The organism is Paenibacillus sp. IITD108, from assembly GCF_036541265.1.
Taxonomy (GTDB): domain Bacteria; phylum Bacillota; class Bacilli; order Paenibacillales; family Paenibacillaceae; genus Pristimantibacillus.
Map to the genome: position 1 here is coordinate 23,538 of NZ_JAZHCT010000036.1, position 21,182 is coordinate 44,719.

General features: G+C 45.2%; 18 protein-coding genes. 5 read left to right on the forward strand and 13 right to left on the reverse strand.

The window, feature by feature from the left end:
* Positions 1–63: 63 nt before the first annotated feature.
* Positions 64–1,788, reverse strand: coding sequence for an acetate--CoA ligase (gene acsA, locus V1L65_RS23705; protein WP_331701733.1), 1,725 nt, complete (start codon positions 1,786–1,788; stop codon positions 64–66).
* Positions 1,789–1,998: 210 nt separating this feature from the next.
* On the opposite strand from acsA, the gene V1L65_RS23710 reads away from it, so the two are divergent.
* Positions 1,999–2,634 carry a GNAT family N-acetyltransferase gene (locus tag V1L65_RS23710; protein ID WP_331701735.1) on the forward strand — a complete coding sequence of 212 codons (636 nt, stop codon included), beginning with the start codon at positions 1,999–2,001 and terminating at the stop codon, positions 2,632–2,634.
* A 26-nt stretch (positions 2,635–2,660) separates the two neighbouring features.
* Positions 2,661–3,842, forward strand: a complete 1,182-nt coding sequence (locus V1L65_RS23715) for an acetoin utilization protein AcuC (RefSeq protein ID WP_331701737.1) — start codon at positions 2,661–2,663, stop codon at positions 3,840–3,842.
* 548 nt (positions 3,843–4,390) lie between these two features.
* Here V1L65_RS23715 and V1L65_RS23720 read toward each other — a convergent pair.
* The 4 genes from V1L65_RS23720 to V1L65_RS23735 all read right to left on the reverse strand — a co-directional run bounded on the left by V1L65_RS23720 (position 4,391) and on the right by V1L65_RS23735 (position 7,696).
* The gene (locus V1L65_RS23720; RefSeq protein ID WP_331701738.1) at positions 4,391–4,618 is read right to left on the reverse strand and encodes a hypothetical protein; all 228 of its coding nucleotides are present in this window, start codon (positions 4,616–4,618) and stop codon (positions 4,391–4,393) included.
* Between the two features lie 772 nt (positions 4,619–5,390).
* Entirely contained in the window at positions 5,391–6,395 is a 1,005-nt protein-coding gene (ccpA, locus tag V1L65_RS23725) for a catabolite control protein A (RefSeq protein WP_331701770.1), read from the reverse strand.
* 268 nt (positions 6,396–6,663) lie between these two features.
* Positions 6,664–7,077 (reverse strand): hypothetical protein, encoded by a 414-nt coding sequence (locus V1L65_RS23730; RefSeq protein WP_331701740.1) that lies wholly within the window; start codon positions 7,075–7,077, stop codon positions 6,664–6,666.
* A 163-nt stretch (positions 7,078–7,240) separates the two neighbouring features.
* Positions 7,241–7,696, reverse strand: coding sequence for a VanZ family protein (locus V1L65_RS23735; protein ID WP_331701741.1), 456 nt, complete (start codon positions 7,694–7,696; stop codon positions 7,241–7,243).
* Between the two features lie 61 nt (positions 7,697–7,757).
* Between V1L65_RS23735 and V1L65_RS23740 the strand changes: the two genes are divergently transcribed.
* Positions 7,758–8,288: a type 1 glutamine amidotransferase domain-containing protein gene (locus tag V1L65_RS23740; protein WP_331701742.1), complete on the forward strand. Its 531-nt coding sequence runs from the start codon at positions 7,758–7,760 to the stop codon at positions 8,286–8,288.
* Positions 8,289–8,344: 56 nt separating this feature from the next.
* Here the strand turns inward: V1L65_RS23740 and ptsP are convergent, their stop codons facing one another.
* The 5 genes from ptsP to V1L65_RS23765 all read right to left on the reverse strand — a co-directional run bounded on the left by ptsP (position 8,345) and on the right by V1L65_RS23765 (position 14,460).
* Complete coding sequence (ptsP, locus tag V1L65_RS23745; protein ID WP_331701743.1) at positions 8,345–10,123, reverse strand: phosphoenolpyruvate--protein phosphotransferase; 1,779 nt, start codon at positions 10,121–10,123, stop codon at positions 8,345–8,347.
* The gene (locus tag V1L65_RS23750) at positions 10,120–12,006 is read right to left on the reverse strand and encodes a glucose PTS transporter subunit IIA (protein ID WP_331701744.1); all 1,887 of its coding nucleotides are present in this window, start codon (positions 12,004–12,006) and stop codon (positions 10,120–10,122) included. Before V1L65_RS23750 ends, ptsP begins: the two co-directional genes overlap by 4 nt.
* Positions 12,007–12,153: 147 nt before the next feature.
* Entirely contained in the window at positions 12,154–12,585 is a 432-nt protein-coding gene (locus tag V1L65_RS23755) for a CoA-binding protein (protein WP_331701746.1), read from the reverse strand.
* 28 nt (positions 12,586–12,613) lie between these two features.
* A complete protein-coding gene (aroA, locus tag V1L65_RS23760) occupies positions 12,614–13,906 on the reverse strand; it encodes a 3-phosphoshikimate 1-carboxyvinyltransferase (RefSeq protein WP_331701747.1) in 1,293 nt (430 codons plus the stop codon).
* A gap of 23 nt (positions 13,907–13,929) precedes the next feature.
* On the reverse strand, positions 13,930–14,460 hold the full coding sequence (locus tag V1L65_RS23765; RefSeq protein ID WP_331701748.1) for a shikimate kinase: 531 nt from the start codon (positions 14,458–14,460) through the stop codon (positions 13,930–13,932).
* Between the two features lie 190 nt (positions 14,461–14,650).
* On the opposite strand from V1L65_RS23765, the gene V1L65_RS23770 reads away from it, so the two are divergent.
* A complete protein-coding gene (locus V1L65_RS23770) occupies positions 14,651–14,932 on the forward strand; it encodes a hypothetical protein (protein ID WP_331701750.1) in 282 nt (93 codons plus the stop codon).
* Here V1L65_RS23770 and gndA read toward each other — a convergent pair.
* A complete protein-coding gene (gene gndA, locus V1L65_RS23775; protein WP_331701751.1) occupies positions 14,929–16,341 on the reverse strand; it encodes an NADP-dependent phosphogluconate dehydrogenase in 1,413 nt (470 codons plus the stop codon). The two genes, V1L65_RS23770 and gndA, sit on opposite strands and share 4 nt — an antisense overlap.
* Before the next feature lie 141 nt (positions 16,342–16,482).
* Positions 16,483–17,079 (reverse strand): hypothetical protein, encoded by a 597-nt coding sequence (locus tag V1L65_RS23780; RefSeq protein WP_331701752.1) that lies wholly within the window; start codon positions 17,077–17,079, stop codon positions 16,483–16,485.
* Positions 17,080–17,277: 198 nt separating this feature from the next.
* Between V1L65_RS23780 and V1L65_RS23785 the strand changes: the two genes are divergently transcribed.
* The gene (locus V1L65_RS23785; protein WP_331701753.1) at positions 17,278–17,910 is read left to right on the forward strand and encodes a YktB family protein; all 633 of its coding nucleotides are present in this window, start codon (positions 17,278–17,280) and stop codon (positions 17,908–17,910) included.
* A gap of 126 nt (positions 17,911–18,036) precedes the next feature.
* On the opposite strand, the gene V1L65_RS23790 is transcribed toward V1L65_RS23785, so the two are convergent.
* Positions 18,037–21,051 carry an efflux RND transporter permease subunit gene (locus tag V1L65_RS23790; protein WP_331701754.1) on the reverse strand — a complete coding sequence of 1,005 codons (3,015 nt, stop codon included), beginning with the start codon at positions 21,049–21,051 and terminating at the stop codon, positions 18,037–18,039.
* Positions 21,052–21,182 lie beyond the last annotated feature (131 nt).

Consider the following 21,182-nt stretch of genomic DNA (forward strand, 5'->3'; position numbering starts at 1 on the left):
AGAGCGGCGAGAGGAAAATCCTCTCGCCGCTCTTCTTTCTATAAGTAAAAAGAAATAATTTGATTAGTCCTCTATAGTTGACAGGTCGCCTGTTGGAAGGTTCAACTCCCAAGCTTTAAGGACACGTCTCATAATTTTACCGCTTCGCGTCTTAGGCAACTTGTCTTTAAATTCGATCTCGCGAGGAGCTGCATGAGCTGCTAAACCAACTTTTACGAATTGGGCTATTTCTTGCTTCAGCTCTTCCGATGGCTCGAAGCCTTCACGCAGGGAAATAAATGCTTTAATAATTTCGCCGCGCATCGGATCCGGCTTGCCGATTACGCCTGCTTCCGCTACTGCTGGATGCTCAACAAGCTTGCTTTCTACCTCGAATGGCCCCACCCGCTCGCCAGCGGTGTTGATAACATCGTCAATTCTGCCTTGGAACCAGAAATATCCGTCTTCATCCATATAAGCCGAATCACCGGAAATATACCAGCCCTGCAGATGGAAGTATTCCTCATACTTAGCAGGGTTTTTCCATACCTGCCGCATCATAGCCGGCCATGGTGTTTTAATAGCAAGATTTCCCATTCTGTATGGAGGCATAATATTCCCGCTGTCATCAACGATAGCAGCATCAACGCCTGGAATTGGCTTGCCCATCGAGCCTGGCTTAATCTCCATGGCAGGATAGTTGCAAATTAGCTGCGCTCCCGTCTCCGTCATCCACCAAGTATCATGAATACGCTGATTGTATACCTTCATTCCCCAGCGCACGACTTCAGGGTTAAGAGGCTCGCCAACGCTAAGCACATGGCGAAGCTTGGATAGGTCGAATTGCTTGGTAAGATCATCCCCTGCTCCCATAAGCATGCGGAAAGCTGTAGGAGCGCTATACCAAACGGTTACGCCATTATTTTGCAATACACTGTACCAATCCGAAGGACTGAAGCGTCCGCCGCGGACTACCATCGTTACGCCATTCAGCCATGGTGCAAATATTCCATATGCAGTTCCCGTAACCCAGCCTGGATCGGCTGTACACCAGTATACATCATCTTCCTTCAAATCGAGAACGATTCGGCCTGTATACTTTTGCTGAACCATTGCGTTCTGTACATGATATACGCCTTTCGGGCTGCCAGTGGAGCCGGATGTGTAATGAAGAATCATTCCATCCTCGCGTCCCAGCCACTCGATATGCGCTTCTTCCGAAGCAGCGGCCATCTCTTTCTTGAAATCAACTATTCCGTCTTCCTCTGCTATATCGTCGCCAACAACGATGACATGCTTGAGAAGCGGCAGCTCATCTCGCTTAATTCTTGCTAAAAGGGCAGGCGTAGTAACGATAGCAACTGCTTCGCTATCCTTTAAGCGGTCCTTGACAGCCTGCTCCATAAACGCCTCAAACAACGGACCGACAACAGCGCCGACTTTAAGAATGCCGAAAATGCTGAAGTAGAGTTCAGGAGTACGAGGCATGAATACAAATACACGCTCGCTCTTTTGAATGTTCAGTTTGCGGAGCACATTGGCAAATCGATTCGATTGTTTGCTTATTTGTTCGAACGTATAAGACTCATTACGCTCGTTATCACTATAAAGCAATGCAGTTTTACTGCCTCTTCCTTGCTCAAGATGACGATCAATCGCTTCATAGGCCATGTTTACTTTGCCCGTCTCATACCAACTGAACTCTTTCTCTACGGATTCCCAGTTGAATGTTTCTCTTGCAGCTTCATAACTTGGCAAATTTGGATTTTGAGCCGTTACTTCTAGTCGCTCCTGATGCAAATTAGTCATTCGATCACTCTCCTGTAATATCTGTCACAATATTGTGAACAAGAATACGCTTACATCCACCTTTTCTATTATACCACAATCGAATTCATCTCGACTACGCTTTTCATTTGTCTAAATGTTTGCTATAAACAATATTAGGGGATAAATTTACACAAATCACTCTTATTAGCTAATGAAGTTGCAAATTATTTATGAGAGGGGAAAATCACTTTGGAGCATCGTAAACGTTTGCAACGCAGTACGATTTCATTGTCCGACAATCGCGAACTGGTGATAGAAGGACCTATTCCTGCCGAGCAGCTGGCGAAATTATCCATACATTCCTCGCTGGATGCTTTTCGCAGGCCCGCAGATCAGCTTGAAGCGCTTGTCGAGATTGCCGGCCTAGAGGAAGGCCGCATTATTGCGGTGCGCGAAAACGATACTATCGTTGGATATATAACCTTTCATTATCCAGACGAGCTTGAGCGCTGGTCCAAGGGCAATATGGTAGACCTGATCGAGCTTGGGGCTGTCGAGGTTGCGAAGGATTACCGCTCCTACGGTCTTGGAAAACGAATGGTTCAAATGGCGTTCGCCGAGGAACAGCTGGAAAATGCCATTGTTTTTGCGACAGAATATTATTGGCATTGGGATTTGGAAGGAACAAAAATGAATGTTTGGGACTATCGAAAAATGATGGAGAGGCTGATGCAGTCTGTTGGCATGACGTGGCATGCAACCGATGATCCGGAAATTTGCTCTCATCCCGCCAATTGCCTTATGGTACGGATCGGTAAAGAAGTGCCAATGAGCTCTATTGAAAAGTTCGATCAACTTCGATTTCAACGAAGATTCATGTATTGAATCTAGGGAAAGGAATTGTGTTGCGAATGTCAGCTAATGCATTATTTTTTCATCATCCCGCTACAAAAGATTATAAATTTAACGAAGATCATCCTTTTAATCCGATACGCGCTGTCCTGACGATGGATTTGCTCAAATCTATGAATATGCTTTCTGATCAAGATATTGTTGTGCCTAAGCTTCTGCAGGATGACAGTAAGCTTACGCTCGTTCACCGAAAAGATTACATTGATGCCGTAAAGCATGTCAGCGTCACCGATGATAATATTGAAACCGCTTCATTCATCGATAAGTATGGGCTGGGCACAGAGGATACTCCTTCCTTCCACGGCATACACGAGGCGGCCAGTGCAATTGTAGCAGGCTCTGTCGCGGCCGCAGATGCCGTTATGAGCGGCGAGACGCTTCATGCCTATCACGTCTCCGGAGGATTGCACCACGCCTTCCCAGAGCGCGCTGCGGGCTTCTGCGTCTATAACGATGCCGCTATAGCGATCGAGCATATTCGTCATACTTACGGCGCCAAAGTATTATATATCGATACCGACGTGCATCATGGCGACGGCGTGCAATGGATTTTTTACAATGATCCTTATGTTTGCACCTATTCCATTCACGAGACGGGCAAATTTTTATTTCCAGGCACAGGCTATGTTTACGAAAAAGGCAATGATCACGGCTTTGGAACCTGCTTCAACGTGCCGCTCGAGCCTTATACCGAGGATGACTCTTGGCTCGAATCGTTTACAGTAACGCTGCATCGCGTCATTGAGCATTTCAAGCCGGATGTTATTATAAGCCAGCACGGCTGCGACGCGCATGCATTCGATCCGCTCTCACACTTGCATTGCAGTATGAATATATATCATGCAATACCGGCGATTATTCATCAACTCGCTCATCAATATACAGCTGGGCGATGGATTGCTCTTGGCGGAGGCGGATATGACATATGGCGTGTCGTGCCCCGCGCGTGGTCGCTCGTATGGCTGGAGATGCAGGATCAGCCGATTATGGCTGCAGGGGCTTCGCATCAATCGACTCACCCGCTCCCTGCCCAGTGGCTCAAAAAATGGCAGCCTTACAGCCCATTTGAGCTTCCTGACGATTGGTTCGATCCGCCGGAGGTCATCGGTGAAATTCCGCGGCGCGAGCAAATCGAACAAAAAAATAGAGCGACACAAGCTATAGTTATACAAGATATTTAACGAGTTTGCGATTTCAGCACCAGCCCGCTAAAGAGTAATGACGGCGATATTCGACTTAATGTGTCCAGTGCTAGCGGCGCACAGGAGATTATCTGCAACTTTCTAAAATTCGCTTGTTTGCTTGATTGAGGCGGATTAGAGCCTTTGGCAAACGTTAGCGCGTGGAGTAAACGATGGGCGAAAACTGTAACGGTTGTAGGAGCCGTTATTTGTTCAAAAATAGCTGATTTGAAAATGTAACGGTTGCCAGCAACGCTATCTGTGAACTTTTTGCTTATTTCACTTGATTTGAGACGAATAAGCTCTCCTAGAACCGTTAGATTTTTAAAAGTGATTTTTAAGGCGGAATAGCGCCTCTGGCAACCGTTAGCGCGTGGAGTAAACGATGGGCGAAAACTGTAACGGTTGTAGAGCCGTTATTTGTTCAAAAATAGCTGATTTGAAAATGTAACGGTTGCCAGCAACGCTATCTGTGAACTTTTTGCTTATTTCACTTGATTTGAGACGAATAAGCTCTCCTAGAACCGTTAGATTTTTAAAAGTGATTTTTAAGGCGGAATAGCGCCTCTGGCAACCGTTAGCGCGTGGAGTAAACGATGGACAAAGCTGTTTCTTGGTTTATCTAAGTGGAAATTGTCAGACTGTTGGAAAACTCGTTTTGAAACTTTAACGAATGCTAGTAGCGCTATTAAGCCGAAAAAGCTTGTTTTAAATTTGTAACGAATCGCAGCATGCTTATTGGCTGTAAAACGCTGCTCAAATGAGCATTTGTTCACAGATAGCGTCCCCTCGATGCGTTAGATTTTCAAAAGGGGCATTTTATGCGATATAGCGTCGTTAGGGTTCGTTACAAAATGAACGCAGCTTCTCGGGCTGCGCTTCGCTTAACCCAGGCTATTAAGCTGCCGCAGAGCTTTTTCAACAGCCGGATTTTGTGCATTTAGTTTAGGCACTTTAAGGTACATATGCTGATTTAGAGGGAAAACGTCAGACTGTTGGAAAAAGTATACAATAAATGGACAAGTGCTCGTGGTAACTAAGTACATACTAAGTACATTTTGTCCATCTAGATTCACCTTTTCTATCTAAAAAACGATTCTAAATGGATTTCATGCATCTAGTTTTATTGAATTACCCTATAATTTTCGAATTACGCCAAACTAAATGCAGTTTTTCCCCATAGAATCACAAAAAAGCCAAATTTCTTATAACTAAGCACAGGAAATGCACTTAGCTTAACTCGTGAGTGCTCGTCACACAAAACAGAGCTTGCCATTGTTGCAAAGTACTTGTTGCGGTTTTTCAATAGCCTGAAAACGTGTACTTGTTTTCAGGCGTTTCCTTATTTTTGCTCAAATTTATTTATTCTAACTACATAAAATCCCTTTAGTGGGTGAACCGGCATCTAAGTTACTGGAAGTGACGAATCATTGTATGCAAAAAAGGTTTCTTTGAGGTACGTTTACCGTTGTGTCACGCTTAAATATAAGAAATAGGAACAAAAAAGCAGCCTCAGTCATTAAATTGACCGGGCTGCTTTATAATGTTTTACACAGTTTTAACCGATTGTCTTGCAATCAAATCATGCGGCAGAACAACCTTGGATTGCTCTACATGCTCTTTCTTCATCAGTTTCGTAAGCAGCCGCATCGATACCGCGCCAATGTCATACATCGGCTGCGCCACCGCCGTCAGCTGAGGGCGAACCATAGACGCCATACGGCTATTGTCTACACTGATAACTGATATATCAGATGGCACGCTCAGGCCGCTATCCTGGATGCAGTGAATGGCGCCAATCGCCATCTCGTCCGTTGCAGAAAACACAGCTGTAGGACGCTTGTCCATATCGATAAAATACTTCATCGCCTCTGCGCCAGACTCATATCTGTAATTGCCGATGCGAACCAATGATTCGTCATAGGCAATACCGGATGATTCGAGTGCGCGCTTATAGCCTTGGAATCTAGCATATCCGTTAGCCGGATCCTGCAAAGTTCCGCTAATCATCGCAATTCTTTTGTGCCCGTTAGAGATCAAGTTCATAACAGCATCGTATGCCGCTGCCTCATGATCAATATCGACTGAAGGAATTTCTTCACTTTCATCCGAAGTAGCACATAGCACGATTGGCACATTGGATGTTTTGAAGGCTTGCTGATGCTCTTCGGTAACAGCGCCTCCCATAAACAGCAAACCGTCTACCTGTTTCTCCAGAAGCGTGTTGATAACACGGATCTCTTTCTCCTTCTTCTTATCCGCGTTGCACAAAATAATATTATAATGATACATATTCGCGATATCCTCAATACCTCTTGCTACCTCTGCGAATATAGCATTGGATATATCCGGAATTACTACGCCTACTGTAGTCGTCTTCTTGCTCGCAAGACCGCGAGCGACGGCGTTCGGACGATAGCCTAGCCGTTCAATCGCTTCATATACTTTTTTACGTGTGGCAGGCTTCACGTTCGGATTGTTGTTTACAACCCTGGAAACCGTCGCCATAGATACGCCAGCTTCTCTTGCTACATCATAAATGGTTACCGTCACGATCCTTCTCTCCATTACATCAGATTTTGTTGATACGTTCGCCGTATGTTACCGTTAATGATACGACAAAATATTACTTTTCGCAATGTTAGCTATCAATTCGACTATGAATTGTTACAAATTATGCTTGTCTGATATTTACGAGCAATGACCAGGACTACATCATTTCCTATTCCTATCTGTTGGACGTACGGTTTTTTAAGTGTGATAAGATACGAACATTATGTATATGATTTTAAATCTGTATGTCCGGCTTCAGAAATCCAGTCTATGTAGTTTGCTTGCTGCGGCTTAGCTGCTCCAAACGTTTTGACAGATCCTTAATCCAATTTTTATCCTGCAGTGACTGCGCCAATAAATATAAATCAAGCAAAGCATTCACGCGGTGTTCTGTGAGTGCTTCTACCTCACTTTCACTAATTCTACGCTTTTGTTCTTTTGCCTCTACTAATAAATCTGCCCATTCATTACACTCGTTAAACAAAAAAGATTGTTTTTCAGGCATTGAGCCGAGCTGAGCGATCAATCCAGTCAAATCCGGCTTTACTTGCGGAATAACCTCACTTCTTTGACAAGCCTGGCAAGAATAAATAGGCACGTTGCCGATTTCTACCTTTCCAGAATAAATTACAGTTCGCAACTTAATGGACATTATGTCGCCGCAATGACATTGTTTTTGCAATGGTATCACTCCTTCTTGCGAGCACAGCATAACTGTGGCTCATTAAACACAATGCGATGAGTGAAACATTCGACCTGATTCGGCAAAATTCCTGCTTGTTTGCGATATGTAATTTTTACTATTCAAAAAAAATTTTTTCACAGCATGCTGAACCTGTCTTTTACTAGTCTTTTAGCCTTGACCATGCCCTTTGCAACGGAGGAATAGCGATAACCGCGACAAAAACAGCAGCTCCGATCATATCATTGCGTACATCGACAGGGTCCATCATGCGGCCGCCAACAAATGATTGATGCCATTCGTCTGTAATTCCATACAAGCCGCATAGAAGCACGATTGCAATTTTCCAAACAAAACGATTCGCTTTTTTTCCGAGTGCAAAATCAAACGTCAGAGCCAATATAAAATAAGCGATATAATGTCCCCAGTTAAAATCAGAAATCCAAGGCATAAACGATTGGAAAAAAGGCAAAACCGTATCGATCTCGTCGCCTGTGCGCGAAGATAGAACAAAAATAACTGTCATCCATAACAATGCGGGAATAAACCTGAATATCCGTTTCCCTTTGCTTTTCACAGTAGTTGTATCAATATTGCGATATTCGTTATAAGCAGGCATTTGCTTCCTATAACCTCCTTCGTTACAATAATAGAGAAAGACTGAGGAGAGGAGACTAACGATGTCCTTACAAAACCTAACCGTAATCTGCTTGCTGGATGATGAATTTGAAGACTTGGAGCTATGGTATCCTGTTTATCGCACAAGAGAAGCTGGAGCAACTGTATTGTATGCCGGACCTGAAAAGGGAAAGACGCATATCGGAAAATACGGCGTGCCCGCCACTGCAGATCTTTCCTTTGATGAGATAGACAGCAGCAGCGTAAGCGGCCTGCTTGTACCGGGAGGCTGGGCTCCAGACAAGCTACGCCGCTATCCGGCTGTCTTGCAGCTTGTGCGCGATATGGATGAAGCCAATAAGCCGATCGGTCAAATCTGTCATGCCGGCTGGGTGCTTATATCAGCAAAAATTTTGAACGGACGTAAAGTAACATCTACCCCAGGCATTAGAGACGATATGGAAAATGCCGGAGCGCTTTGGTTCGATGAGCCTGTTGTTGTAGACGGCAACCTGATCTCTGCACGCAGGCCTCCCGACTTGCCTCCTTATGCCAAGGCATTTGTAGATGCTTTAAAAGAGCGAATGGGCTAACCATTCGCTCTTTTTCATATATAAGAATGTACAAGTTTTACACCCGTATAAAGTTCTTATACTTCACCGTGAAACGGTTCCTCATGTGCCAATGGCGCACATCGCTTCTTCTTGTCCACGGCTGCCAAAAAATCATTCAGTCTCGCTTTCATCTCGTCGCTAGTACGGCAGCTCAGCAGCTGCTGCACAACCTCTTTGCTATCCGACTGGCACGTATCAAGCAATCGTTTTTTAACTCGCAATATGGAGTGTGCGGACATACTGATGCCGTCAACATCCAGCGCAAGCCAAATAGGCAGGGCCAGCGGATTGCCGGCAAGCTCTCCGCAAACAGACACGGGAATGCCGCATTTCTTAGCAGACTCAACCGTATATTTGAGCATACGCAGCATTGCTGGATGAAACGGCTCATACAAATGAGCTATTTCTTCATTCATGCGGTCTACAGCCAGTGTGAATTGCAGCAAATCATTTGTGCCGATGCTGAAAAAATCGACCTCCTCAGCCAACAGGTCAGCGATCATAACCGCTGCTGGCACCTCTATCATAACTCCGATTTGAATAGAGCTGTCATAGGGATGGCCTTCTTCCTCAAGCTCCCGCTTCGCTTCCTCCAAAACTGCGTTAGCCGCACGCACCTCATCCAAAGATGTAATCAACGGGTACATAATTTTAACATTTCCATAATAGCTCGCTCGTAAGATTGCTCTAAGCTGTGTCTTGAATAAATCCTTTCGGGCAAGTGAAATACGTATGGCTCGATAGCCCAGGAAAGGATTATCCTCCTCAGGCGTTTGAAAATAATCAAGCTGCTTATCTCCGCCAATATCCAGCGTACGAATAACGATGGACGAGCCTTCCAGCCTTTCTGCAACTTTACGGTAAATTTCAAACTGCTCTTCCTCTTGCGGAAACTTTGTACGGTCCATATATAAAAATTCTGTACGGAATAGTCCGACTCCGTCTGCACTGCAGGTTAGAGCGATTTCCAGTTCTTTAAGCGAGCTGATATTCGCTGAAAGTTTCAGCTTTTTGCCGTCCGGTGTGGCAGACGGAATATCCGCTATTTGAGATAACAGCTTTTTTTCCTCGTCCTGCTTATCCCGTTTTTTCAAATACTCTGTAATTTGCTGCTTTTTAGGATTTAAAAATACGGCTCCATCCCCGCCATCAATTATAATTTTTTCACCGGTTTGTATCGGACGATCGAGCATACTTTCTATCCCGACAACGAGCGGAATGCCTAACGCTCTTGCCATGATAGCCGTATGGGAGGTTGTACTGCCCGCCAGCGTAACGATGCCAAGCACATGGTCCTGATTCAAATTCGCCAGCTGGGATGGCGACAGCTCCTTAGCTATTAAAATGAAAGGCTGCGTATCTGAGGGCAGTTTAATTTCAGGCGCACCAAGCAAATGCTTCAGCAGGCGATTGCCTACATCTTTAATATCCAGCGCTCTATCTTTCATATAATCGTCATCCAGCAAATCAAACATCGTGACAAAATGATCGATAGCTTCCTTTACAGCAACCTCTGCCGCTTTATATTGACGCTGAATAATGCCTTGAATTTCGTTCATAAAAACAGGATCATCCAAAATGGCAATATGCGCATCGAAAATCATCGTTTCGTTTGAGCCGACTACATCCTTCAGCTCGTCCTTAATTTGCTCGATTTCAACTTTGGATGTGCGAATCCCTTCGTAGACACGATCAAATTCTTTAGCAAAATCAGCTACATCAATTTGTTGTTCCGGCACTTCCCACTCCCAGTTAGGCAGTACGAATGTTCTTCCGATAGCGATTCCTGAAGACGCCCCTATCCCTTGAATCATTCTGTTTCCCCTCCACTATTGCTCTCTTTAAGTACAACTGACATAACAGAAGATTGTCCCTTTTTGACTGCTTTAAAAGGAGCGAACCGCCATGAACGAACACGATCAGAATTAGTAATGACCATCGGCGTGGCAAGCGACTTGCCTTCCTGTCGTATTCGGTGCAAATTGAATTTTATCAGCATCGTGCCCGGCATTACTTCATCGCCTTCCTTGACTAGCGCTTGGAAGAAGCCTCCGCCCTTCAGCTGTGATGTATCTATCCCAATATGCATAAGCACCTCCAGCCCTTCCGGAGTGCGAATCCCGATCGCATGCATCGTAGGATAAATATGAATGACCTCTCCCTGGACAGGAGAAACCAGCTCCCCTTTATCTGGTATAAACGCGACTCCGTCGCCTACGAGCTTACCGGAAAAAATAGGGTCCGGCACTTCTTCCAGCGGGATCATTTTCCCTTGCATAGGCGAATGGAACAGCACTTGCGCTTGATCGCGGTGAATCGTCTTAATCATCTCTTCACGGATCAGCTCGGAATAGGTGCCGAACACGACCTGCACATGGCCTCCACCGAGCCTGATAACTCCCGCTGCACCAAGATTGCGCAGCGCATTGACGTCGATATCCTTCTCGTTGGATAGCTTGAGCCTCAGCCGCGTTATGCAGGATTCCATTTGAACGATATTTTGTTTGCCGCCGATAGCCTGCAGAATAAGCGGAGCGCGGTATGGTATATCGCCTGCCCAATCCTCAAGCTGCGAGCCTTCTTCACGGCCAGGCGTCGGTATTCTAAACCTTCGGATCGCCCAGCGAAACAGAAAGTAATAGACCATGAAGACAACGATGCCAATCGGAATAATGAGCCAGCCTCTTGTAGCCAAATGCTCGTTAATTATAAAATCAATCGCTCCCGCTGAAAATGAAAAGCCGTGCAAAATACCCAGTTCATACGTTACCCACATAATGATACCGGACAATATGGAGTGAACGACATAAAGGTATGGAGCGACGAACAAAAACGCAAATTCTACCGGCTCGGAAACGCCGGTCAAGAAGGAAGCAAGAGCAGCATAAAAAAACGTTTTTCTAATTTTGGGCTTTAAATCTTCACGCGCCTCATGAATAATCGCAAATGCAATTGCCGGCAATGCGAACATCATCGTTGGATATAAGCCTGCCATGAAAGCTCCGGCTGAAGGATCCCCCGCAAAAAAACGCGGCAAATCACCATAAACCATCGTACCGGAAGCTGTTTCATAGCCGCCAATTTGAAACCAGAATACATGGCTGACTAAATGATGCAGTCCGAATACTACAAGTATCCGATGTACAAATCCATATAAGAACACGCCAAATCCATCGCCAGAAGCAACGATCTCTCCGAGATCAACTAGTATGTTTTGGAGAAATGGCGCAATATTTATCATTCCGATCGAAAATAGCAAGGAAATAAAACTGACAAATAACGGAACGAAGCGCGGCCCGCCAAAAAACTGAATATATTCAGGCAATCGCAAGCTTTTAAACCGCTCATGGCTGTAGCCCGCAATAATGCCTATGATCGCCCCGATCAAAACAGTTGGCTCTATTTCGGGATTTGCCGAATTCGTTATTCCGTAATAAATAATCATTCCTACTATCGATGCAATACCAGCGGATAGCGCATTTCCCGTTAAGCCTAACGATATCCCAAGCGCAAATATATAAGGCAAAAACAAAAAAATAGCTTCACTTGCAGCCAGTAAATGCGAGGATAGACCTGGCAAGCCGATATATTCCCACGGCAGCTTGCTTAAACTCATAAACAAAGCCGCGCCAGGCAATACGATCATCGGCAGCATAAAAGCTCTGCCAAGCTGCTGCAGATTACCTATAAACGCCATTCAAACCCTCCTTTACTATTAGACTTCTGTATTGACAATACGATAATAATCGCATCCTCGCTCAATGTCAAAGGAAACAAAGATACGGGCGAGCCTGCACGACTCCCCGTATCCTCTCTTTCCTCCATATCCATAAGGCAAACAGGGCTAGGTTTCCTTGCCATGCGGCAGGAGTATCGAGTCCTCTACCTTAATGCAGCGGTCCATAATGACCGTAAGTCCGCCGTCCAATGCGATTTGTGCGGTTTCTTCATTGAAAACGCCAAGTTGAAGCCATAGTGTTTTAACCCCAGCTTTTACAGCTTCCCTAGCGATTTCAGGCGTATATTCACTACGGCGAAATACATTGACAATATCCACTTTGACAGGAATATCGCTTAATGATGGATAGCAGACTTCACCCAAAATGCTTGTAGCATTCGGATTAACCGGAATAATCTTATAGCCTTTTGCCTGCATAGCTTGTGAAACCATATAAGAAGTGCGATGAGACTTATCTGATAAGCCTACTACAGCAATTACCGAGCTCTCCTGCAAAATCTTTTTTATTTGCGTACGATCCGGGTTTTCAAATGCCATCCTTCTCACCTCTTAAATTTGATGTAAGCTACTCAACCCATTCCACCTTGGCACCCAATGCCTTCATATGGTCAAAGAAAATTGGATAAGATTTCGCTACATGATGCGCATCACGTATCCGTATCGGAGCTTTTGCACGAAGGCCTACTACAGTCAGCGCCATAATAACGCGGTGATCGTAATGTGCGTTGATTTCAACGCCGCCCTCAACACCTTCCGGCTTGCCGTGCACTATAATTTCACTTTGACGTTCTTCTACATCAGCGCCTGCTTTGCGCAGCTCATTCAAATAGTCTGTGATTCTATCGCATTCCTTATAACGTAAATTTTCTACATTATAAAAACGTGATGTGCCTTCGGCAAATACTGCTGCAGCTACCATTGCCAAAACAGCGTCCGTAAAATGATCGCCATCGAATTCGACAGCCTTCAGCTTGCCGTTGCCTTTCACATCTACAATGCCGCCTTTTTGCGTTAGCGGCACTTCCATTGCCTTAAGCACATCGATAACAGCACGCTCGCCTTGCTTGCTGTTTTCTTCAAGTCGATGGATCCGTACTTCGGATTGTGTGACAGCCGCTGCCGCCAATAGTGCTGCTGAACCCGGGTAATCGCCCTGCACACTGTATGTTTTTGCTGCGTAGCTTTGCTTGCCTGGAACGCGGAAGCTCATGTAATCGTCGGAAGCATGGATAACGATACCTGCCTGCTCCAATACTTCAAGCGTTTGGCCAACGACAACCTTCGATTTCAAATCATGAAGCACTTCTATTTCGCTGTCCTCTTCAAGCAGCGGCGTCAGGAACAGCAAAGCGCTCAAAAACTGCGAGCTGATATTACCGGATACTTTAATATGTCCGCCCTTTGGCTGTCCGCCCTTAATTGTAATAGGCAGCTTGCCCTCATTATGTTCAATTGTGACTCCCATGCTCTCTAAAGATTCGATCAAATCATGATGCGGCCTTTTGCCAAGCGAATCCGGGTAACGATTAATGAATGTAAGATCAGGGCAAAGCGAGGCAATGGCCATTAAAAACCGCAGCACCGCACCCGCGTTGCCTACGTCAAGCTGCGCTGCCGGCTTCGGATTCCGTCCAAAGCCAGTAATGACAATTTTCTCATCATCCTCTTCAATAATTGCCCCAAGATCGCGAATACAACGGCGCATTGCATCACTATCCTCGCTATGCGCAGGATAGTAAATCGTGCTCGTTCCTTCTGCAAGCGCTGCAACAAGCAAGTAGCGCGTTGTATAGTTTTTGGAGGAGAGTGCCTGCAATTCTCCGCTAAGTTTAGGTGTTGGTGTAACGATTACATCCATTGTAACAATTCCCCTTTGCCCAATTATAGTTGTATTCTCGTCTCAAGCTGTTCGGTTATGGCAGCTGCGACCTCGGCAGCACTCCTGGCAGTCGTATCAACAGCGACAGGCGCGAAATCATAGGCATGCTTGCGCTGCTCCATTAGATGTTCGACTCTTGCCTTAACGTCTCCTTGCAGCAGAGGCCTTGCCGTATCATGCTTCACTCTTTCGACGATTTGCTCAGCAGTTGCTGTTAGAGCTACGACAAGCCCATGCTTCAGCATCAGCTCGCGATTGCGTTCAGCAAGCACTGCGCCTCCGCCAGCCGCAATAATAAGCTTGCGCGAATCGGTAAGAAGCTTCTCCAGCACAGCTGTTTCGATTGCTCGAAACGCCGCTTCTCCGTCTTTTTCAAATATATCAGCTATAGCACGGCCTTCTGACTGTACGATTTCGGCATCGACGTCAACGATTTCCCAGCCAAGCTGCTTAGCAAGCAAAGCTCCGACGGTTGACTTGCCCGTGCCCATAAAACCAACCAAAATAATATTACGAAGCCCTTCATTGCCCATGTGCTTATTCTCCCTTAACAAAAACATATACTTTCCTGTATTTCAAGGATAAATGGCTATCGCCGACTTATGTACATCATATCATTTTTTTTAGGACCAGGGTATAAAAAAGCTAATTATGTCGTATTTATGATAATACACGCTAAAAATATTTACGAACAAAAAAATAGGAAAGGAGAGCATTCACACAATGAATGAAACAAAACGACATATAAACAGTTTGCTCGATGCCGATCATCCGCTTTGTCGCAATGATGTTATCTGGCTGCTTCAGTGTATAAAAAAAAGAGTAGCTGACGAGGACCCAGCTCTACTGGATCTCCCGCAGCTACGCTTAATTCAAAGCTTTCACGCTTATGCGGAGGCGGCATTATGCCTAATTCAACGAGGCAACAATAACTCGCTGGATGCCAATCAAATGCGAGAATGGCTATCCGAGGCATCCAGCGTCCTCCTAAACAATGAAGCTTAATCTTGCAGCCAGTTGAAATGGAAAGTGCCTTCCTTATCCACACGCTTGAATGTATGAGCGCCAAAGTAATCGCGCTGAGCTTGCAGCAGATTGGCCGGCAGACGCTCGGTGCGGTAGCTGTCGAAATAGGCCAGTGCGCTTGCAAATGCAGGAACAGGCACGCCGTTTGCAACGGCTACGGATACAACTTCGCGCCATGCGCCCTGGTAGGATTCAACAACATCCTTAAAGTAAGGGTCAAGCAGCAAATTGCGCAGCTCAGGATCGCGGTCATAAGCATCCTTGATGTTTTGCAGGAAGCGTGCGCGAATAATGCAGCCGCCGCGGAAGATCATCGCGATCTCGCCGTAGCGAAGATCCCAGTTGTATTCTTCAGAAGCTGCACGCATTTGCGCGAAGCCTTGCGCGTAGGAGCAAATCTTACTTGCAAACAGCGCCTTGCGCACAGACTCGATAAATGCTGCACGGTCGCCTTGGAATGGAACTTTAGCTGGTCCGCTAAGCACTTTGCTGGCAGCTACGCGCTCTTCCTTCATAGCGGACAGGAAGCGGGTAAATACGGATTCTGTAATAATGGAAAGCGGCACGCCAAGATCAAGTGAGCTTTGGCTTGTCCATTTGCCTGTGCCCTTTTGGCCAGCAGAATCAAGAATAACATCCACCATCGGCTTTCCGGTCTCAGGATCATATTTGGAGAAAATATCTCTTGTAATTTCAATTAAGTAACTGTCAAGCTCTCCTTTATTCCAGTCGGAGAAAATTTCATGAAGCTCTTCAGCGCTAACATCCAGTACATTTTTGAGAAGGTCGTAAGCTTCACAAATAAGCTGCATGTCGCCGTATTCAATACCGTTGTGAACCATTTTTACATAATGGCCCGCACCGTCCGGCCCAATATAAGTACAGCAAGCATCTTCGCCTACCTTAGCAGATATAGCTGTCAAAATCGGCTCAACAAGCTCGTAAGCTGATTTTTGTCCGCCTGGCATAATGGAAGGGCCCTTAAGCGCTCCCTCCTCACCGCCGGATACGCCTGTGCCGATAAAGCGGAAGCCTTTAGCCTCAAGCTCCTTGCTGCGACGCTGTGTATCTGGGAAGTATGCATTCCCGCCGTCGATAATAATATCCCCTGGAGCAAGATGCGGAACAAGTGAATCGATCGTCGCATCCGTGCCTGCGCCTGCTTGTACCATAATCAAAATTTTGCGAGGCACTTCCAATGATTGCACAAACTCTTCAATTGTATAAGTCGGAACAAGATTTTTGTCCGCTGCTTCCTTCATTAGATCATCTGTCTTCTCACGAGAACGGTTGAATACAGAAACTGTAAATCCTCTACTTTCGATATTAAGAGCAAGATTTTTGCCCATTACGGCCATACCAATGACACCGATTTGCTGTTTAGACATTTGGCTCTTCCATCCTTCGTATATATTTTAAGTCATAATAAGCCTATTCTACTCTTTTTGCGACAAGAAGAAAACTATTTCGACCGAAAATGTACAAAAAAACGACCCGCAGCTTTATTATAGCATACGGATCGTATCCTTTTATAATTCCAATTGCAGCATTTCAACTCTTAACAGCTCCAGTTTATTTTTAGATAAAACAACTTGCTTCTCGTTGCCTGACTGTAAAGCTTCATAAAGAGCGGATAATTCATAATCGAGCTCATAGCGTAAAACGGCTGCTCTTTCCTCCGCACGCTTCGATTGAAACGCCCGAATCATATCCTCAGTAGTAATCGCCGGCTTTTTTTGGAAAATAATACGATGCTCCATTCCCGTCACCTCCACCAACCGGATAATTTCCCCGAACATAATATTCTCAATGACCATTTGCCGATCCCTTGTCCGTTTTACTACAGCATGCCCTCTTGTATCATTTATCAGCTTATCAAGCAGCTCAGTAAGTCGCTCATCGCGCACTGTATAATTGCCTATCATCTTGTAGCGGTCATTTAATTTTTGAAAATGCAGCTTAAGCAGTCTGCGGCCTGATCGGATAGATACTAAAAATGCACCTTCCGATTCACTCCAATATAACGAATACCCTTCTTGAATAAGCTCTCTAATTAGGTTTTGGATTTGCCGTCGTTCAAACCGCAATTCCAAATTACAAAATTCGACCTCATATCCTTTATTCACGGCAACCCCTCCTTGATCTGCGGCCAATTGTCAGAAAGTTCAGAATTCATTTCGTAATACTATCTTATACTTCATCTTATGTTGTGGCAACTTGGATTATTGACTAATTTTTAGCCCGTTTTATTAGATCATGTTATACTTATTCCATGTTCTATCATCATACCCTTTTTATCAAATCAAAGTAAGGAGAATACCGGAATGTTTACTCGTAAAGATTTTGAAGTTTTTCATATACAAGGGCTTGAACAGCGCATGATTGCAATCCAGGAGCAGATTCAGCCTAAATTCCGTACCATCGGCGAGCAGCTGCGCAGCAGCCTAAGCGTGCATACGGGCAAAGAGATGTTTCTTCACATTGCCAAGCACGCCAGACGTACTGTCAATCCGCCCAAAGATACTTGGCTGGCGATATGTGACAACAAGCGCGGGTACAAGGGGCATCCGCATTTTCAGCTGGGGCTTTTCGATGATCACCTGTTTATTTGGCTGGCGCTTATTTACGAGCTTCCAGGCAAGCAGCAAGTAGCTGCAGGCTTTTTAAATCAGCTGGATGATGTAGTTGCAGCCGTTCCGCAAGACTATGTAATATCGCTCGACCATATGAAAAAGGACAGCACTGCCGTACATACACTTGCCGAAGATGATTGGAAAAAGCTGCTTATCCGCTTGCGTGACGTCAAGCAATGCGAGTTATTAATAGGTAGACATATTAGCCCGGATAGCGAGCTTTTGAACAGTGAAGAAAATTTGTTAGGATATGTAGAAAACACATTTTTGCAGCTGCTTCCGTTGTACGAGCTTGCCTGCCAGAAGGCAAGGCATACGGTATAAACTGCCAATTAATCCCCCTCTTCTTGCAATAGTAAGAAAAACCTTATTGCGCAAAAAGGCAGCCCCTGTCACGAATGACTTATGGGACTGCCTTTTTCCATATTTTTTTAATACAGTAATTCAGAATTAAGAAGAAGCAGTCAATCCATCTTGCACTTGTCGTCTTCTTTGTTTTGCAGATTTGCGGAAATACATCAGCTCATACACACAAGGAACAATAATTAACGTCAATACTGTTGCACCTGCAAGGCCGCCAATAACGACGATGGCAAGGCTTTGCGATACGATGCTGCCTGACTCATGCGAACCGAATACTAGCGGAAGCATCGCACAGATCGTAGCAAGCGCCGTCATTACGATCGGTCGCAGACGAGTTGCAGCCGCTTCGGCAATCGCTTCACGAATAGACATTGTCTGCTCATTTTGCTTCACACGGTCTATTAACACAATGGCATTGGTAACCACGATGCCAATTAGCATCAATGCTCCAAACATCGCTGTAAAGTCCGGCGTTACACCAGATATTAGAAGTCCTGTCACAGCGCCGATAGCCGCCAAAGGCAGAGATATCAATATTGCGAGCGGAGCGCGCAGCGTTTTGAACGTGAGCACCATAATCAAGTAAACAATCCCAATGGAGATAAGCGCCGTCATGCCAAGATCAGCAAAGTCCTCCGATTGATCCGAAGAAGCACCGCCAACAATTGCTTTTACACCTTCCGGAAGCTCTACGCTATTCATCTCTTCTTTAATTCGCTGATCCACCTTGGACAACAATGAAGGCTCCGCGCTAACCGTAACCCGTACATACGGCTTGCCTTCCTTATGGTAAAGCAGGCTGGGCTCCTGTGTTTTTACCAAACTTGCCACTTCCTCAATCGATCTAGGCCCTTCCTCAGTCATCAGCGTAATTTGCTTCAGATCGGACTCTGTCTGCGCGAGAGCAACAGGCTGCAATATAACGGGCGTTGCATGACCGTCAATTTTAATTTCGCCAAGCGGCATAGGATTAAACAAGCTTTGCAGCTGCATTGCGGTGTCCTGCCCTGTTGCTTGAGTCGCGTTAATCTTATAAGAATATACTGTTTTTTGCTCAGACTGATTGCTTTCAACCTTCAGAACGCCATCCACAGGCCTAATAGCTGTTACAATTTGTTCGGCAGCCTGCGCTAATTGCTCTGTATTTTCGCCCATAATATCTATAAATATGTTGCTTGAGCCGCCACCCATCATAAGATCAGTGGCAGTAACAAACAAGTCAGCTCCTGCGTATTGGTCTTGCAAAGCTAATATTTCAGCCATAAATTGCTCCACATTCGTCTGTTTTTTCAAGTGAAGCATAAATTGAACATTCGTTGCGGAGGAGACAGCTCCGAATTTAGCAGCCTCGGCGCTATTGCCCAGAGACATCATCACCCAGTCTACCGAAGCGTGCTGCGTTAAGTAGCTGTCCAGCCTTTCCCCTGCCAAAAGCACATCATCCGAAGGCGTATCGCCAGCATACTGCAAAGAAATATCTACATACTCTGCACTGGATGAATCGAGCGCTCCCTTGGGCATCGAGACATACAAGCCAATCGAGCCTGCAAAAAGCAGCAGCGCCAGAGTCAGAGGCAGCCATTTTCTATTTAAATTCCATCGAATAAAATGAGTAAACCATTCTGCGCCTTTATGCGGCGCTTCAACCGTATTCTTAAGCAGTACAGCGCTCAGCAGCGGCACGACTGTCAACGCAACGATCAGTGATGCGAGCAATGAATAAGCGACGGTAAGCGCAAACGGCAATAGAAAATCCTGCAAGGAGCCGCGCAGCAAGCCCATTGGCAAAAATACGGCTACTGTTACAAGCGTAGAAGAAGTTATCGCTGACGCCACTTCTTTCGTTGCTTCTTTTATTAATGAAATCGAGAACGATTCACGCTGCAATCTCCGATAAATGTTTTCTATGACGACTATACTGTCATCCACTAATCTGCCGACGGCAACCGCCACGCCTCCCAGTGTAATAATATTAAGCGAAACTCCAGAAATGTGAAGCAAATAAAGTGTAATTCCTAACGATAGTGGGATAGAAACAATTGTAATAATGGTCGCTTTGAAATTACGCATAAAAACTAAAATGATAATTGTTGCAAATAAAGCTCCCAGCAGCACCTCCTGCAGCATGCTGTTCACAGATTGAACAATTGATTCTGCGGTACTGAGTATTATTGATACTTCTACGCCATTATGGTCCTTATTGAAGTCAGCAACCATATTTTGTATGGCATTGCCTACCGATACCGCGTTGGCTTCAGCTGTTTTAGATATCGTTACCATAATGGCATCTTGTCCATTTAATCGCGTAATACTATCCTGCTGCTTGGAAACGTTTATGGAAGCAACGTCCTTAAGCGATACATGTGGCGCCACTGGCAAGCTTTCTAATGTTTTAATGTCTTCGATCTGATCATATAGGGCTATGTTAGCGGTATGACCGTCAATAATCTGTTCGCTAATCGCGGCTGATACGCCTCTTCCCTGCAGTATGGAAAGCAGGCTCTGTACGGGAAGGCCCAGCTCTGAAAGCTTCTGCGTATGAGGTTCGATCAGGACGACCGGATTGGACTTGCCATCTACGACGACTTGACCTGCGCCTTCAATATTTTTAATCTCAGCAAGCACATTTTTCAGCTGTTCATCCTTATCGTGCTCGCTCAGACCTTTTTCAAAGGTTACAACTAACCAGGATATCGGAATCATCGAGGTGTTCAGCTGTACGACAAAAGGCTTCATAACATTGCTTGGCAATGGCACGCCCGCCAATGCTTGCTCAACCTCCTGCTTCGCTTCCTTCATACTCGTTTTAGAATCGTAATTAATAATGATTTGGCCATAACCGTCGCCGGAAGTAGAGAAAATATCCTTTTTACCCTTAACAAATAAAACAGCTTCTTCAATCGGATTTGTTACCTGCTCTTCCATCGCTTTTCCATTCATGCCTGGGCCAATCGTCGTTATCATCACTTGCGGATTATCTGCAGCTGGCAAAAATTCCATCGGCAATCGGAAATAACTGATAACTCCCATAACTAATGCCATAAAGACTAGCAAGGCTATTGCTGCTTTATTGCGAAATGACCACTCTGTTAATTTACTCAACTTGAACGACTCCTTTATCCTCTGCAATAATTTCTTTCTGTAATAATCATAAGTTGAGGAGTCAGATTACATAATCGTCTCAAGTCCAGTATTTAGCAAATACTAGAGATTGAAAAAAAGTCAGACCTAAG